This window comes from Flavobacterium sp. KH_035, assembly GCF_057839565.1.
The window spans coordinates 1,675,503-1,690,137 of record NZ_CM174492.1; the positions used below are offsets into that span (position 1 = coordinate 1,675,503).

At 35.6% G+C, this 14,635-nt stretch carries 13 protein-coding genes; 7 read left to right on the forward strand and 6 right to left on the reverse strand.

The genetic code is table 11. From position 1 onward, the window contains the following. Positions 1-429 precede the first annotated feature (429 nt). Together AC3IS6_RS07405 and AC3IS6_RS07410 are read right to left on the reverse strand one after the other, a co-directional pair. Complete coding sequence (locus AC3IS6_RS07405) at positions 430-912, reverse strand: dihydrofolate reductase (protein ID WP_489164315.1); 483 nt, start codon at positions 910-912, stop codon at positions 430-432. A gap of 11 nt (positions 913-923) precedes the next feature. Next, a complete protein-coding gene (locus AC3IS6_RS07410; RefSeq protein WP_173966561.1) occupies positions 924-1,268 on the reverse strand; it encodes a 2TM domain-containing protein in 345 nt (114 codons plus the stop codon). A 237-nt stretch (positions 1,269-1,505) separates the two neighbouring features. Here AC3IS6_RS07410 and AC3IS6_RS07415 point away from each other — a divergent pair, with 237 nt between their 5' ends. Next, entirely contained in the window at positions 1,506-1,802 is a 297-nt protein-coding gene (locus tag AC3IS6_RS07415; RefSeq protein WP_173966560.1) for an isoamylase early set domain-containing protein, read from the forward strand. A gap of 39 nt (positions 1,803-1,841) precedes the next feature. Here the strand turns inward: AC3IS6_RS07415 and AC3IS6_RS07420 are convergent, their stop codons facing one another. The 4 genes from AC3IS6_RS07420 to AC3IS6_RS07435 all read right to left on the reverse strand — a co-directional run bounded on the left by AC3IS6_RS07420 (position 1,842) and on the right by AC3IS6_RS07435 (position 5,380). Then, complete coding sequence (locus tag AC3IS6_RS07420; RefSeq protein ID WP_017498364.1) at positions 1,842-2,693, reverse strand: thymidylate synthase; 852 nt, start codon at positions 2,691-2,693, stop codon at positions 1,842-1,844. 115 nt (positions 2,694-2,808) lie between these two features. Continuing rightward, positions 2,809-3,432 carry a bifunctional nuclease family protein gene (locus AC3IS6_RS07425; RefSeq protein WP_173966558.1) on the reverse strand — a complete coding sequence of 208 codons (624 nt, stop codon included), beginning with the start codon at positions 3,430-3,432 and terminating at the stop codon, positions 2,809-2,811. Between the two features lie 166 nt (positions 3,433-3,598). Then, a complete protein-coding gene (locus AC3IS6_RS07430; protein WP_489164317.1) occupies positions 3,599-4,567 on the reverse strand; it encodes an electron transfer flavoprotein subunit alpha/FixB family protein in 969 nt (322 codons plus the stop codon). Positions 4,568-4,633: 66 nt separating this feature from the next. Continuing rightward, on the reverse strand, positions 4,634-5,380 hold the full coding sequence (locus AC3IS6_RS07435) for an electron transfer flavoprotein subunit beta/FixA family protein (protein WP_173966556.1): 747 nt from the start codon (positions 5,378-5,380) through the stop codon (positions 4,634-4,636). 470 nt (positions 5,381-5,850) lie between these two features. Here AC3IS6_RS07435 and AC3IS6_RS07440 point away from each other — a divergent pair, with 470 nt between their 5' ends. The 6 genes from AC3IS6_RS07440 (at position 5,851) to AC3IS6_RS07465 (ending at position 14,448) form a co-directional block, all read left to right on the forward strand. After that, positions 5,851-6,828, forward strand: a complete 978-nt coding sequence (locus tag AC3IS6_RS07440; protein ID WP_173966555.1) for a pyruvate dehydrogenase complex E1 component subunit beta — start codon at positions 5,851-5,853, stop codon at positions 6,826-6,828. A 69-nt stretch (positions 6,829-6,897) separates the two neighbouring features. After that, positions 6,898-9,399, forward strand: a complete 2,502-nt coding sequence (locus tag AC3IS6_RS07445; protein WP_489164319.1) for a DUF5686 and carboxypeptidase-like regulatory domain-containing protein — start codon at positions 6,898-6,900, stop codon at positions 9,397-9,399. Positions 9,400-9,433: 34 nt separating this feature from the next. Continuing rightward, positions 9,434-10,486 carry an acyltransferase gene (locus AC3IS6_RS07450; protein ID WP_489164320.1) on the forward strand — a complete coding sequence of 351 codons (1,053 nt, stop codon included), beginning with the start codon at positions 9,434-9,436 and terminating at the stop codon, positions 10,484-10,486. A 48-nt stretch (positions 10,487-10,534) separates the two neighbouring features. Continuing rightward, entirely contained in the window at positions 10,535-11,134 is a 600-nt protein-coding gene (locus AC3IS6_RS07455; RefSeq protein ID WP_489164321.1) for a DNA-3-methyladenine glycosylase family protein, read from the forward strand. Positions 11,135-11,244: 110 nt separating this feature from the next. After that, the gene (locus AC3IS6_RS07460; RefSeq protein ID WP_173966547.1) at positions 11,245-11,775 is read left to right on the forward strand and encodes an inorganic diphosphatase; all 531 of its coding nucleotides are present in this window, start codon (positions 11,245-11,247) and stop codon (positions 11,773-11,775) included. Between the two features lie 123 nt (positions 11,776-11,898). Next, positions 11,899-14,448, forward strand: coding sequence for a sodium-translocating pyrophosphatase (locus AC3IS6_RS07465; RefSeq protein ID WP_489164322.1), 2,550 nt, complete (start codon positions 11,899-11,901; stop codon positions 14,446-14,448). Positions 14,449-14,635: the final 187 nt, after the last annotated feature.

Consider the following 14,635-nt stretch of genomic DNA (forward strand, 5'->3'; position numbering starts at 1 on the left):
AAAAATCACCAAAAGTGGGTATTGTGGGGTGATGGATTTATGTGCACTTTTGCCTTAGTAATAATGATGAAGTTTTAAAGATTGATCTTTTAAAATGGCTCAAAGCAATGTGAGTATTGTTTTGCACTTGTACTTAACTTGTTCAGGGAAGAGGTTAAAAAAGTATTGTTCTTGGGGGTCAATACTCTATTTTTTAAAAGTGTGAAATACGTTCTTAGGATTAAATTTGTTTTTGGAAAAATTGTCTTTAATATCTTAGTGGTATTTGTTATTAAAGACGCCCGTGAGATAAAATCTCAATAAACAGTGTTATTCAATTATTTCAAATGTTATTTTTAATATTTGTTATTTTATTAAACTTATTTCCTGAATGAGCCCATTTAAAAGATTAATTATTTTTGAAAACATCCTCAACAAGAGGATGTTTTTTTATTTCTTAATATAGGTTTCGTAGGTATAATCGTAAAGATGTTTTTCGTCTTTAAAGTTTTCTTCCGATTCTACAAGCTGCCAGTCGGTTTTGCTAATTTTAGGGAAGAAAGTGTCTGCGTCAAAAGTGTGATGTACTTTGGTAATTTCAATGATGTCTGTATAAGGTAGGCCAAGGTTGTAAATTTCACCGCCTCCAATAATATAGGAGTCTTCGTTTTCAGGGCAGATTGCTATTGCTTTTTCAATAGAGTCAACAACAATACAGCCTTCTGGTTGATAATCGCTTTGGCGTGTTATTACAACATGAACTCGGTTGGGTAAAGGTTTAGGGAAGCTTTCAAAAGTTTTTCTTCCCATTATAATGTGATGATTGGTAGTAAGAGATTTAAATCTTTTAAAATCATTTGGTAAATGCCAAACTAATTCATTGTTTTTCCCAAGTGCGTTATTTTCGGCAACAGCCGCTATCATTATAATCATGGCATTCTAAACTAAATTTTATTTTCAGAATCTTCATTTATTTTCGACTCTAACTGACTAATTCTTTTCTGTTGCAAAGCAACAAGCCGGTCAATTTGTTCTCTCTCCCATTTTTTGTTCATGAACCGGTCTGTAATATACACTTTGATGAAATGCAAAATAAAGACAAAGAACCAAATTGTTATGGCCCAAACGCACCAATTTTGTTCGCTGGTGGCTCCTAAATCGAAAAATCTATTGCCGATAAACAAAAATAAACTTCCTAAAAGAAAAAGTACAAAATGAAAATAAAGGATTTTCTTTTGTCTGATTCTTCTTCTGGCGTATTCGTATTGTTCGTGTACTTCCTTTTCCATAAGATATAAATGAGGTCATAAAGTTAGAATTTATTTTGTAATGACCCTATTTAGATTCGGGAATATTTCTGTCAAAGTAACTTAGAGCTTTGGAATCTAAAATTTTATGCGGATTTATTTATTGATATGGTTAAAAAAATATTGTGTTTTTGATATTATCACAAATCGCTTATGGGGGTGTCGGGAGTTCAGATGAATTTATGTAATTTAGTCTATGAATCTAAAAATTAAACAGTTATGTCTTTGAAGAAACAGTTTGTAAAAACAAAGCCGGTGTGTAAAGTTACTTTTACAGTCGATGCAAAAGATGCAAATTCGGCAGCAGTTGTTGGTGATTTTAACAATTGGAATCCCGAAGAAGGAACTTTAAGTAAGTTGAAAAACGGAACTTTTAAAGCAACTTATGACCTAGTGAAAGATGCCATTTACGAATTTAAGTACGTAATTGACGGAGTTTACGCGAACGATCCTGAGGCGGATTCGTATAAGTGGAATGATTTTGCCGGAAGTGAAAACAGTGTTCTGGTAGTATAAAAAAATCCGCTTAAATTTTAAGCGGATTTTTTTATGTTTTTATACAGCAACACTTCCTTTTATACCAGCATGTGGCTCGTAATCTAAAAGCGTGAAGTCGTTATAATCAAAATCAAAAATGTTTTTAATCTCCGGATTTAAAACCATTTTTGGTAAAGGTTTTGGCTCGCGTGTTAGTTGCAGTTCCAATTGTTCAAAATGATTGTTGTAAATGTGTGCGTCTCCAAAAGTATGGATAAATTCCCCCGGTTCAAGATCGCAAACCTGTGCAATCATTAAGGTAAGCAAAGCATAAGAAGCGATGTTAAACGGAACTCCTAAAAATATATCTGCACTTCGCTGGTACAATTGACAAGAAAGTTTTCCTTTTGTTTCTCCTTTTTCAGTGTCAGGACTTGTGACGTAAAATTGAAAAAAGGCATGACATGGAGGTAAAGCTGCTTTGTTATTAGCTACATTCTCTTCAAATGATTTTTTGGTATCCGGTAATACTGAAGGGTTCCATGCTGAAACTAACATTCTTCGGCTATTCGGGTTCGTTTTTAGTTCTGTAATCAATTCGGAGATCTGATCAATTTCTTCGCTGTTCCAATTGCGCCACTGATGTCCGTAAACAGGGCCTAAATCGCCATTAGAATCTGCCCAGGCATCCCAGATTTTTACTCCGTTTTCCTGAAGGTACTTTACATTCGTATCGCCTTTTAAGAACCAAAGTAGTTCATATATGATCGATTTTAAATGTAGTTTTTTGGTTGTAACCATTGGGAAACCTTCACTTAAATCAAATCTCATTTGGTAGCCAAAAACACTTTTGGTTCCCGTTCCCGTTCTATCTCCTTTTTGACAGCCGTTATCTAAAACATGCCGTACTAAATCTAAGTATTGTTTCATGATTGCTTTAAGCTTTAGGCTTTAAGCTTTAGGTTTTTTCCTAATGCTCTAAGCTTGTTTTTTATGTTTTTGCTTTAAGCTTGTAGCCTAAAGCTTACGGCTTACAGCCTTAAAATTATCTTTTCGAAATTTCGTCTCGAATTTTTGCTGCTTTTTCATAATCTTCCTGAGAAACGGCTTGATCTAAAAGTTCGTTTAGTTCCTGCAGGCTATGTTTGGCGTAAACATCTCCGGATTGATTACTTTCTTCTTCGCGACCAAAAGTCTCAGGGTTCGAGAGTACATCATCAATTTCCTGAGAACCCTGATCGGTTTCTGCAGTATTTGATTTTAAGTAAATTCCGGCTTTGTCTAAAATGTTTTTGTAAGTGAAAATTGGCGCGTTAAAACGTAAGGCCAATGCTATGGCGTCAGAAGTTCTGGCATCGATAATTTCCTCGATTTTGTCTCTTTCGCAGATTAAACTCGAATAAAAAACGCCGTCAACAAGTTTATGAATAATAACTTGTTTTACAACAATGTCAAATCTTTCAGCGAAGTTTTTGAACAAGTCGTGTGTTAACGGACGAGGGGGTTTAATTTCTTTTTCCAGGGCGATAGCAATAGATTGTGCTTCAAAAGCACCAATAACTATGGGTAATTTTCTTTCGCCATCAACTTCATTCAAAATTAAGGCATAAGCGCCATTTTGAGTTTGACTGTATGAAATTCCTTTTATAGATAATTTTACTAGACTCATATATGTGGGTAAAAAAGGGCAATTATTGCCTCATTTTAATACTTTTTTTGATTGAAAAATAAAGGTGCAATTTTAATCAAAAAATATGGAACAAAAAAGCTACCTAAAACAAAGATACGATTTATCTTGTTTTTAGGTAGCTATATTTTTATAGAGAATTTTTAAACTAAGAATGTTGTGCTTTAAAAGCTTTTAATTTCTCAATTAATTGCGGAACAATTTCGAAAGCATCACCAACTACTCCGTAATCAGCCACTTTAAAGAAAGGAGCCTCAGGATCATTGTTGATTACAACTTTTACTTTTGAAGAGTTGATACCTGCAATGTGCTGAATTGCACCGGAAATTCCTATTGCAATATATAAGTTAGTGGCAACCGGTTTTCCTGTTTGTCCAACGTGTTCACTGTGAGGTCTCCATCCTAAGTCAGAAACTGGTTTAGAACATGCTGTTGCAGCACCTAATACCGCAGCAAGATCTTCAACTAAGCCCCAGTTTTCCGGGCCTTTTAATCCACGTCCTCCAGAAACTACAACGTCAGCATCAGCGATAGATACTTTTCCGCTTACTTTTTCTACAGATTCTACTTTTACTCCAAAATCATTGTCACCAATAGATGGATTGAAATCTTCTTCGGTAGCAGATCCTGCACTTTCAAAAATTCCGTAAGAGTTTTTAGCCAGACCAAGAACTTTTATGTCTGTTGAGATTTCAGTAATGTTGAAAGCTTTATTAGAAAAAGCATTTCTTTTTACTTGAAAAGGAGAAGTACTTACCGGTAATCCAACTACATTTGAAGCGAAACCAGCGTTTAAAGCTACTGCAACTAATGAAGAAAGGTAAATACTGTCTGTTGTAGAAGAAAGTAAAACTACTTTTGTAGCTTCTTTTTCAGCAGCTTGTTTGATAACATCAGCATAAGCTTTAGCAGTAAAACCTGCTAATTTATCGTTATTTACTTTTAATACTTTATCAACTCCGTATTTTGATAATTCGCTTACATCGCTAATGTTTACAGTTAAAGCGGTAACCGTTGTTCCTAAAGTTTCGGCTACTTTTTTAGCGTAAGAAGCCAATTCGAAAGCTACTTTTTTAAATTTTCCTTCTGCAGATTCTGCATATATTAATATTGACATAATTTTTTGTTTAGAAGTTTAAAGTTTCAGGTTTCAGAGCTGAAAACTGAGACTGAATACTGATTACTAGATTACTTTCGCTTCGTTGTGTAATAAATTGATTAACTCATCTAAATTATCAGGAGAAACTAATTTTACTGCTGATTTAGGAGCTGGTTTTTCAAATTTCACCGCTTTTGTATTTACAGGAGCATCAACTGGTTCAAGAATAGTTAAAGCTTTTGTTCTTGCTGTCATAATTCCTCTCATGTTTGGAATACGCAGGTCTTTTTCTTCAACAAGACCTTTTTGACCACCAATGATTAAAGGTAAAGTAGTGCTTACAGTTTCTTTTCCACCATCGATTTCGCGAACGGCTTTTACATTGTTGCCTTCAACAGTGATAGCAGTACAAGAGTTTAAAAAGTTAGAGCCTAAGATTCCGGCGATCATTCCAGGAACCATTCCTCCGTTATAATCTAAAGATTCTTTTCCAGCAATTACTAAATCATAACCACCGTTTTTAATTACTTCTGCCAATTGTTTTGCAACAAAAAAACCATCAGTTGGGTTAGCATTTACACGAATTGCTTCGTTTGCACCAATTGCCAAAGCTTTACGTAAAGTAGGCTCAGTATCAGGTCCTCCAACATTTACAACGGTTACAGTTGCACCTTGTTGCTCCTGAAACCAGATTGCACGGGTAAGACCAAACTCGTCATTAGGATTAATTACATATTGAACACCATTGGTATCGAATTCTGAGTCACCATTGGAGAAGTTAATTTTTGAAGTAGTATCAGGCACATGGCTGATGCAAACTAATATTTTCATAAGTATATATTTTGATAAATTATAAAATGCTTCTACAAATTTAGAAATTAAAATTGAAATAATATACTATGCGTGCATAATATTTTTTAAAAACTATTACGTTTTCGCAGATTGTGCAATTATGAAAGTCTTTCGGAGTCACCGAATATTGATAATACATTGATACCGGCTGATTCTTAAGGATTTTGCAAAGAGGGTTTTATGGGAACTGTTAAAATTTGCTTCATTTTATACTATAATTTGAGTTGTTGCGTTAGAGAGGAAGAATTTTGCTGAATCAGAATCCAACAGAAAAAGTTTTTGGTGATAAAGTTGCAATTACATCGATTTCGTAAATATCACAATAAATTTTAAAAAGTTAAAAGCGCAAGACAGGAGGAAGTTCGTGTGATTTTAAATTCAATTTATGCTTTTAAGTTATTTAAAATATTTATTTTTGCTCTTCAGAAAATTCAACATACAATATAAATATGAGAACAATACAATTTAGAGAGGCCATTTGTGAAGCGATGAGCGAAGAAATGCGTCACGATGAATCCATATATTTAATGGGCGAAGAAGTTGCAGAATACAACGGAGCTTACAAAGCTTCAAAAGGAATGCTTGCTGAGTTTGGAGAAAAAAGAGTAATCGATACTCCAATTGCTGAGCTTGGTTTTACAGGGATTGCAGTAGGATCAGCGATGAACGGTTGTCGTCCTATTGTAGAGTACATGACTTTCAACTTCTGTTTAGTAGGTATTGATCAAATTATAAATAACGCTGCTAAAATGCGTCAAATGACAGGAGGACAATTTAATGTGCCTATCGTTTTTCGTGGACCAACTGCTTCTGCAGGTCAATTAGGAGCGACTCACTCGCAAGCTTTAGAAAACTGGTTTGCTAATACTCCGGGACTTAAGGTTGTTGTGCCTTCAACTCCTTATGATGCAAAAGGACTTTTAAAATCTGCTATTCGTGATAATGATCCTGTAATTTTTATGGAATCTGAGCAAATGTATGGTGACAAAGGTGAGGTGCCGGACGGAGAATATACAATTCCGTTAGGAGTTGCCGATGTTAAACGTGAAGGAAAAGATGTTACAATTGTTTCTTTTGGAAAAATTATCAAAGAAGCTTTTATTGCTGCTGATGAATTAGCTAAAGAAGGAATTTCTTGTGAAATTATCGATTTAAGAACAGTTCGTCCAATGGATAAAGAAACTATTCTTACTTCTGTTAAAAAAACGAACCGTTTGGTAATTTTAGAAGAAGCTTGGCCGTTTGCAAGTGTTTCATCTGAAATCACATACATCGTTCAGGAACAGGCTTTCGATTTTCTTGATGCGCCAATTCAACGTATTACAACAGCAGATACACCTGCGCCTTACTCTCCTGTTTTACTAAAAGACTGGTTGCCAAATGCAGCTGATGTAGTAAAAGCAGTAAAGAAAGTAATGTACAAATAGTAAATAAACGATACTTATAAAACTTCATCAGTCATACTTATTATTGATGAAGTTTTTTTTTGCCAGATTATGAAAAGAATAATTTTACTTAGCTTGTTTTTTGTACTCGCAATGGCGGGCAGCGTTATTGCACAAACTAAAGTGAGTGGAATTGTTTTGGACAAATCTAATCAGCCCATTCCGTTTGCTAATGTTGTTTTTAAAGGATCAAATACTGGAATCGTTTCTAATGAAGATGGGCGTTTCTATCTGGAATCACCTAATACTTATACCACTTTATTAGTAAGTTCGGCAGGATTCTCAGATCGGGAAGTTACACTGGAAAAAGCCGTAAACTATGACTTTAAGATAGTTTTAAGTGAAGCTGAAGCATTGAATGAAGTCGTAATTTTTACCGGAAAAACCTCTAAGAAGAATAATCCGGCACTAGATATTTTGAGAAAAATATGGGAGCGTAAACGTAAAAACGGACTGTACCAATTCAATCAGTATCAGATGCAAAAGTACGAAAAAGTCGAGTTTGATATGAACACGATTGATAGTGCTTTTATGAAGAATAAACTCTTCAAAGGAATGGAATTTGTATTCAAACACGTTGATACATCTGAAGTTACCGGGAAAACATATCTGCCGATTTTTATTAGCGAGTCGCTGTATGATGTGTATGGAGATAATAAATTAAAGAAAACAAAAGAGAACCTGACCGGAAATAAAACTTCGGGGTTCAATGGCAATCAGCAGATTTTATCTTTCGTGAAGGATCTGTACTCTGATTATAACATCTACGACAATCATCTTAAATTCTTCGACAAGAGCTTTACAAGTCCGCTTTCCAGAACAGGAATTGATGTCTACAATTACGTTTTAAAAGACAGTGCTTATGTCGATAAAAAATGGTGTTACAATATCGTTTTTTACCCAAGACGTAAAAACGAACTGACTTTTAAAGGAGATTTTTGGGTAAACGATACCACTTTTGCTATCAAAAAAATTAATATGGCTGTTACTAAAAGCGCCAATATTAACTGGGTAAAAGATATTTATATCGAACAGGAATTTGAGGTTGAGAATGATTCTGTATTTCTCTTGACCCGTGATTATATGATGTCTGATTTTGCTTTGAATAAAAAAGAAAAATCAAAAGGAGTTTACGGGAAACGAACAACTTTGTATAAAGATCATAAATTCAATCTTCAAAAACCGGAGAGTTTTTACAAGCAGGAAGTCAATTTTATTGATAATGCTGTTTACAACAAATCGAATGAATTTTGGGATGAAAACCGTTTTGAAAAACTCAATAAGGACGAGCAGGGTATTTACAAGATGCTCGATACGCTGCAAACGGTCAAAAGATTCAAGCAGCTCTATAGTTTAGTTTCTATTTTGGGTAGTGGTTATGTCGAGTTCAAGAATTTTGATTTTGGACCTATCTTCTCCACTTTCGGGTATAACGAAGTTGAAGGGTTGAGATTGCGAGCAGGAGGAAGGACTTATTTTGGACCTAATGATCCATGGCGTATACAAGCTTACACCGCATATGGTTTTGACGATAATAAATTCAAATATGGAGTTTCCGGAAAATGGATGGTGGACAAGAAAAGCCGAATCATTATTTCCGGAGGAAACAGGCGTGACATCGAGCAAATTGGTGCCAGCTTAACGACTACAAATGATATTTTAGGACGAAGTTTTGCTTCTTCCGCATTATTTACCACGGGAAGTAATGGAAAATTGACCAACATTAATCTGAGCAATATTTCGCTTGAAATGGAGCCTATGAAGAATTTCGTTGTTCAGGCCGGAGTTTCATACAGAACTTTAGAATCGGCTTCTCCGATCTTTAGTTTAGACTATTATACTACTTTGCCAACAGCAGCAAATCCGGCTGGTGTAATAGCAAACAAAGTAACACAGTCAGAAGCGAATATTCAGTTTGAGTTTATGCCTAATCGTAAGACAATCGGTTTTGGAGTAGAACGAAATATTGTTGACAGCCCGTTCAGTCATTTCTTTGTCAACTTTAGTTATGGTTTGAAAGGGGTTTTAAACAGCGATTTTGCGTACCAAAAAGTACAGTTGTTTTACAAGCAGCCTATTATTATCGGGCCATTAGGAAGATCGAATATTATCCTTGAAACCGGAAAAACCTTTGGTACCATTCCATTAGGATTGATGAGTGTAATTCCCGGAAATCAGACTTATTTTACCATCGAAAATACCTTTAGTAACTTAAATTTCTACGAGTTTATAACTGACCAGTATACTACTTTACAATGGAATCATGATTTTGGAGGAAGGCTGTTTGCAAGAATTCCGTTCATGAGAAAATTAAACTGGAGAGAATTTGTAGGAGTAAGAGCGGTACACGGAACTATTTCTAATGCTAACCGTGCCATTAATGCTTCAGGATTGCCTTATAATGCGCCGGAAAATGTGTATTGGGAATACAATGCCGGAATTGGAAATATCTTCAAAGTATTCCGTCTTGATTTCTCATGGAGAGGAAATTATATGAACATGCCGGACGCTACTAAGTTTGCGATAAAAGGATCGTTTGGTTTTTATTTTTAGATAAATTGTCAGATTTTTTCTTAATTTAGTTGCTATGAGTATAGCTATCGAAAGTAAGAATTTAAATTGGACAAATAATCTTAGAGTTTTAGCCACTGTCAGTGTAATTGTTGTACACGTAGCCTGTGATATTCTGTATCAGTATGGTACGATATCTAATTTTACCTGGTGGACTGGTAATGTTTATGATGGTCTGGTGCGTTTTTGCGTTCCGGTTTTCCTGATGCTTACCGGAGCATTAATGCTCAATAAAAAATACGAACTGAGTGATTTTTTGAAAAGAAAATTTTCAAGAATAATTCTACCCTTCCTGTTCTGGAGTTTCTTCTATATACTGTTAACCGTCAGAAGTGAATTTTTGGTGCAATCTGAAAAAGCATTTGGCGATATTTTTAATCGGGCCTTCACGCTTCTTATAGGAGGGAGTTCCTTTCATTTATGGTACATTTATATGATCATCGGGATTTATCTTTTTATTCCGATTATAAGCAAGTGGATTCAGAATGCTACTGAAAAAGAGATCTTGTATTTTTTGAGCATTTGGATTTTTGCTTTAATGCTTAATCAGCCCATTTTTGCTGCCTTTCGAATCAATGTTGATCTGACCTACTTTACAGGTTTTTTAGGTTATCTGGTTTTGGGATATTATTTGTCGGTTAAGTCCTTTCAATACGATGCCCGAAGACTGAAACAGATTTCGGTGTTGTTACTTTTTTTAGGTACTCTTATTACCATTCTCGGGACTTATTTCCTGTCGACAGAAGAAGACTGTTTCAATGAATATTTCTATGGCTATCTGACTTTTAATGTAATGCTGGTTTCTATTGGATTATTTGTTTTCTTTAAAAATTCGAAAATTTCAAATCCAATTCTCGTTCGGGTGATTGGTTTTATCAATAAATACAGCTATGGTATTTATCTGGTTCATATTTTGGTTCTCCGGTTTCTGGTGTCTTCAGGAATCGATTATGATTTTATAAATCCGGTTTTGGCTATTCCAATTACGACGCTATTGTGTTTGTTATTATCTTCTATCATTATTTATGCTGTGAATAAACTTCCTTACGGGGAATATATTTCAGGATAATTATTGCAGTAATTTTTATTTAATTTTGAATAAACTTAAAATAAGGTTATGCAAGAAGCCATCGATTTTTTATCTGCAAAGAATCCGATTTTTCTGGAAATTATCGAAAAATATGGACTGCCGCCAATTCCAAAGCGGCCGCAAGGTTTCGAGACCCTGGTATTGTTGATCCTGGAGCAACAAGTTTCAATCGATTCGGCGAAAGCTACATTCTTAAAAATAAAAGCTTATACCACCTGTAATCCTGAAACCATGGCGGTTTTATCGGACGAAGAGTTCCGCGCATTGGGTGTAAGCCGTCAAAAAACAAAATACATTAAAATATTGGCCGAAGCAGTCCTAAGTAAAGAGCTGGATATTGAAAGTTTGGCTGTAAAATCAGCAAATGAAGTTCGCGAAGAGCTTATTAAGCTGAAAGGGATCGGAAACTGGACGATTGATATTTATCTGATGTTTTGTCTTCAGGAGCCTGATTTGATTCCGTTGGGAGATATTGCAGTTGTCAACACCATCAAAGAATTATTGAACATTCACGACAGGCGGGAAATGGAAATTCATGCTGAACAATGGAGTCCGTATCGATCCTATGCAACCTATTTGCTTTGGCATTATTATCTAAACAAAAGAAATCGGAAGATTACCTATTAACTCCCTGTTTTTTAAAAGAAAAGTATATAGATAAATGCAGTTTTTTATTGTAAAAAGGGATTCTTTAGTTACTTTTGCAGTCGAAATTATAGAAACAATAAAAAACGAAAATGACCGCAGACAAACTAACAACTTTCGATGTGTTAATCGAAATACCAAGAGGAAGCAGAAATAAATACGAATACGATTTTGAAATTAAAAGAATGCGTTTCGACAGAATGTTATTCTCTTCAATGATGTACCCAGCTGATTACGGATTTATTCCGGAAACTTTAGCTCTTGATGGTGACCCTCTTGATGTATTGGTTTTAGTAAACGAACCAACTTTTCCAGGATGTGTTATGGAAGTAAAGCCAATTGGAGTTTTCCACATGGCAGATGATAAAGGTCCAGACGAAAAAATTATTTGTGTACCAGTTTCTGATCCAATCTGGAATTCATTAAATGATCTTTCTGATATCAACGGACACTTATTAAAAGAAATCGAGCATTTCTTCCAGGTATACAAAGATCTTGAAAACAAACAAGTAGATGTAGAAGGTTGGGGAGATGTAAACGAAGCATTTGCAATTATCGCTGAGTGTACAAAACGTTTTGATGATATTGAAAACAAACCGGAAGGATTATTTAGCATTAAATAATTTTTAGCCCGCTCTATTATAAAAAAAGCAATACTACCGTCAGGAGTATTGCTTTTTTGTTTAAATTCGTTTTAGTTAGACTATTGACTTTTAACTATTAACCAAAAAAACCATTACTATATTATGAATGCATTTATGATTTATTTGCCAATTGTTATGGCAATTTTAGGATTACTTTTCATGGGAATAAAAAGGGCTTGGGTTTTAAAACAAGATGCGGGCGACGGAAAAATGAAAGAGATTTCAGAACACATTTATGAAGGGGCTCTTGCCTTTTTAAAAGCAGAATATAAATTATTGACCATTTTTGTAATTATTGCCAGTATTGCTCTGGCCGGAATTACTTTTATTCCAGGAGTTAAAACGCATTTATTAATAGTAGTTGCTTTTATATTTGGAGCCTTATTTTCAGCTTATGCTGGTAATATAGGTATGAAAATCGCAACTAAAACAAATGTTAGGACTACACAGGCTGCCCGTACAAGTTTACCGCAGGCTTTAAAAGTTTCGTTTGGCGGAGGAACTGTAATGGGACTTGGTGTTGCAGGTTTAGCGGTTTTAGGACTTACAGGTTTCTTTATTATCTTCTTTAATATTTTATCCGGGGGTGTATGGAAAGATACAGAAACAATGACTATTGTTCTGGAAACGTTAGCTGGGTTCTCACTTGGTGCTGAATCAATTGCTTTGTTTGCAAGAGTAGGTGGTGGAATTTATACTAAAGCTGCCGATGTTGGTGCCGATTTAGTAGGTAAAGTGGAAGCCGGAATTCCGGAAGATGATCCTCGTAATCCGGCTACAATTGCAGATAACGTAGGAGATAACGTAGGAGACGTTGCTGGTATGGGAGCCGATTTATTTGGTTCGTATGTAGCGACAGTTCTGGCCGCAATGGTTTTAGGAAACTATGTGATTAAAGATATGGGAGGCAATATTCAGGATGCTTTTGGTGGAATCGGACCAATTTTGCTTCCAATGGCAATTGCCGGTTTCGGAATTCTATTTTCGATTATTGGAACGACGCTGGTAAAAATATCCGATGATAATGCCAAAGAAGCACAGGTACAAAAAGCACTAAATATAGGAAACTGGGTTTCAATTGTTTTAACCGCAATTGCCTGTTTCTTTTTAGTACAGCATATGCTGCCGGAAACTATGCAAATGAGTTTCTTCGGAGAAGGATCCAAAGACATCTCATCCATGCGTGTTTTTTATGCCACATTGGTCGGATTAGTGGTTGGTGGAGCTATTTCATCAGTAACAGAATATTATACCGGATTAGGAACAAAACCGGTTATGGCAATTGTACAAAAATCATCAACAGGAGCGGGAACAAATGTGATTGCAGGTTTGGCAACAGGAATGATTTCGACTTTCCCAACTGTTTTATTATTTGCGGCTGCTATCTGGATTTCTTATGCTTTAGCAGGATTTTATGGAGTTGCCTTAGCAGCTTCTGCAATGATGGCTACTACGGCTATGCAATTGGCGATCGATGCTTTCGGACCAATTTCAGATAACGCCGGAGGAATCGCCGAAATGAGTGAATTACCAAAAGAAGTTCGTACCCGAACAGATATTTTAGATTCAGTTGGTAATACTACCGCTGCAACCGGAAAAGGATTTGCTATTGCCTCAGCGGCTTTAACGTCTTTGGCTTTATTTGCAGCTTATGTAACTTTTACCGGAATTGACGGAATCAATATTTTTAAAGCACCGGTTTTGGCTATGTTGTTTGTGGGTGGAATGATCCCTGTAGTTTTCTCGGCATTGGCGATGAATTCTGTTGGAAAAGCAGCTATGGATATGGTATACGAAGTACGTCGTCAGTTTAAGGAAATTCCTGGAATTATGGAAGGAACCGGAAAACCTGAATATGGTAAATGTGTTGAAATTTCGACAAAGGCAGCTTTGCGCGAAATGATGCTTCCGGGAATTTTAACTATTGGTTTCCCAATTGCAATCGTGCTTTTAGGTAAACTGGTTTATGCAGACAACAATCAGTTAATAGCTGAAATGTTAGGAGGATATATGGCCGGAGTAACAGTGTCCGGAGTATTGTGGGCTGTTTTTCAAAACAATGCCGGTGGCGCCTGGGACAATGCTAAAAAATCATTTGAAGCTGGAGTCTTAATCAACGGTGAAATGACGTACAAAGGTTCTGATGCGCACAAAGCAGCAGTAACGGGAGATACAGTCGGAGATCCGTTTAAAGATACTTCAGGACCATCTATGAATATTTTAATCAAACTGACTTGTTTGATCGGTTTGGTAATTGCACCTATTTTAGGAGAAGGACATTCGTCTTCAGGAATGACCGAAAAAGGAACTTGCTGCAAAACGGAAATGCATGTAGCTGGTGTTTCGAAATGCGGTGATTTCTCATTGATGAGCAAAGAAGAATGTATAAAAATGTGCAAAGACAAAGGTTGTTCAGCAGAAGAAACAGCAAAATGCCTGTCACATTATGATGCAAACGGAAAATACATTCACCAAAAAACAGATTGTTTTGATACTACAAAATACAGTAAAAAAAGAGTAGAGGTAAACTTGTCTACTGCTAACGGTGTCACAGTAGGAACAGTAACCAAAACTGAAAACGGTAAAACCACTACAGAAGTTTTTGAAGGAACAGAAGCAGAAGTAAAAGCAAAAATTGAAGCAACAAAATAATACAATTATACCTAACAGGTTTTTAAAACCTGTTAGGTATAATTAGGTTTGGGAATCGGATAATGTATTTCTTCTTATTTTTCGATGAACATTCCCGAAAAAAAGAGCCATCGGCTCGATCTATTTTGTATGTTTCGAAATAAACACACAAAACAAAGAACCGTAGGTTCGAAACATATAAATCCAT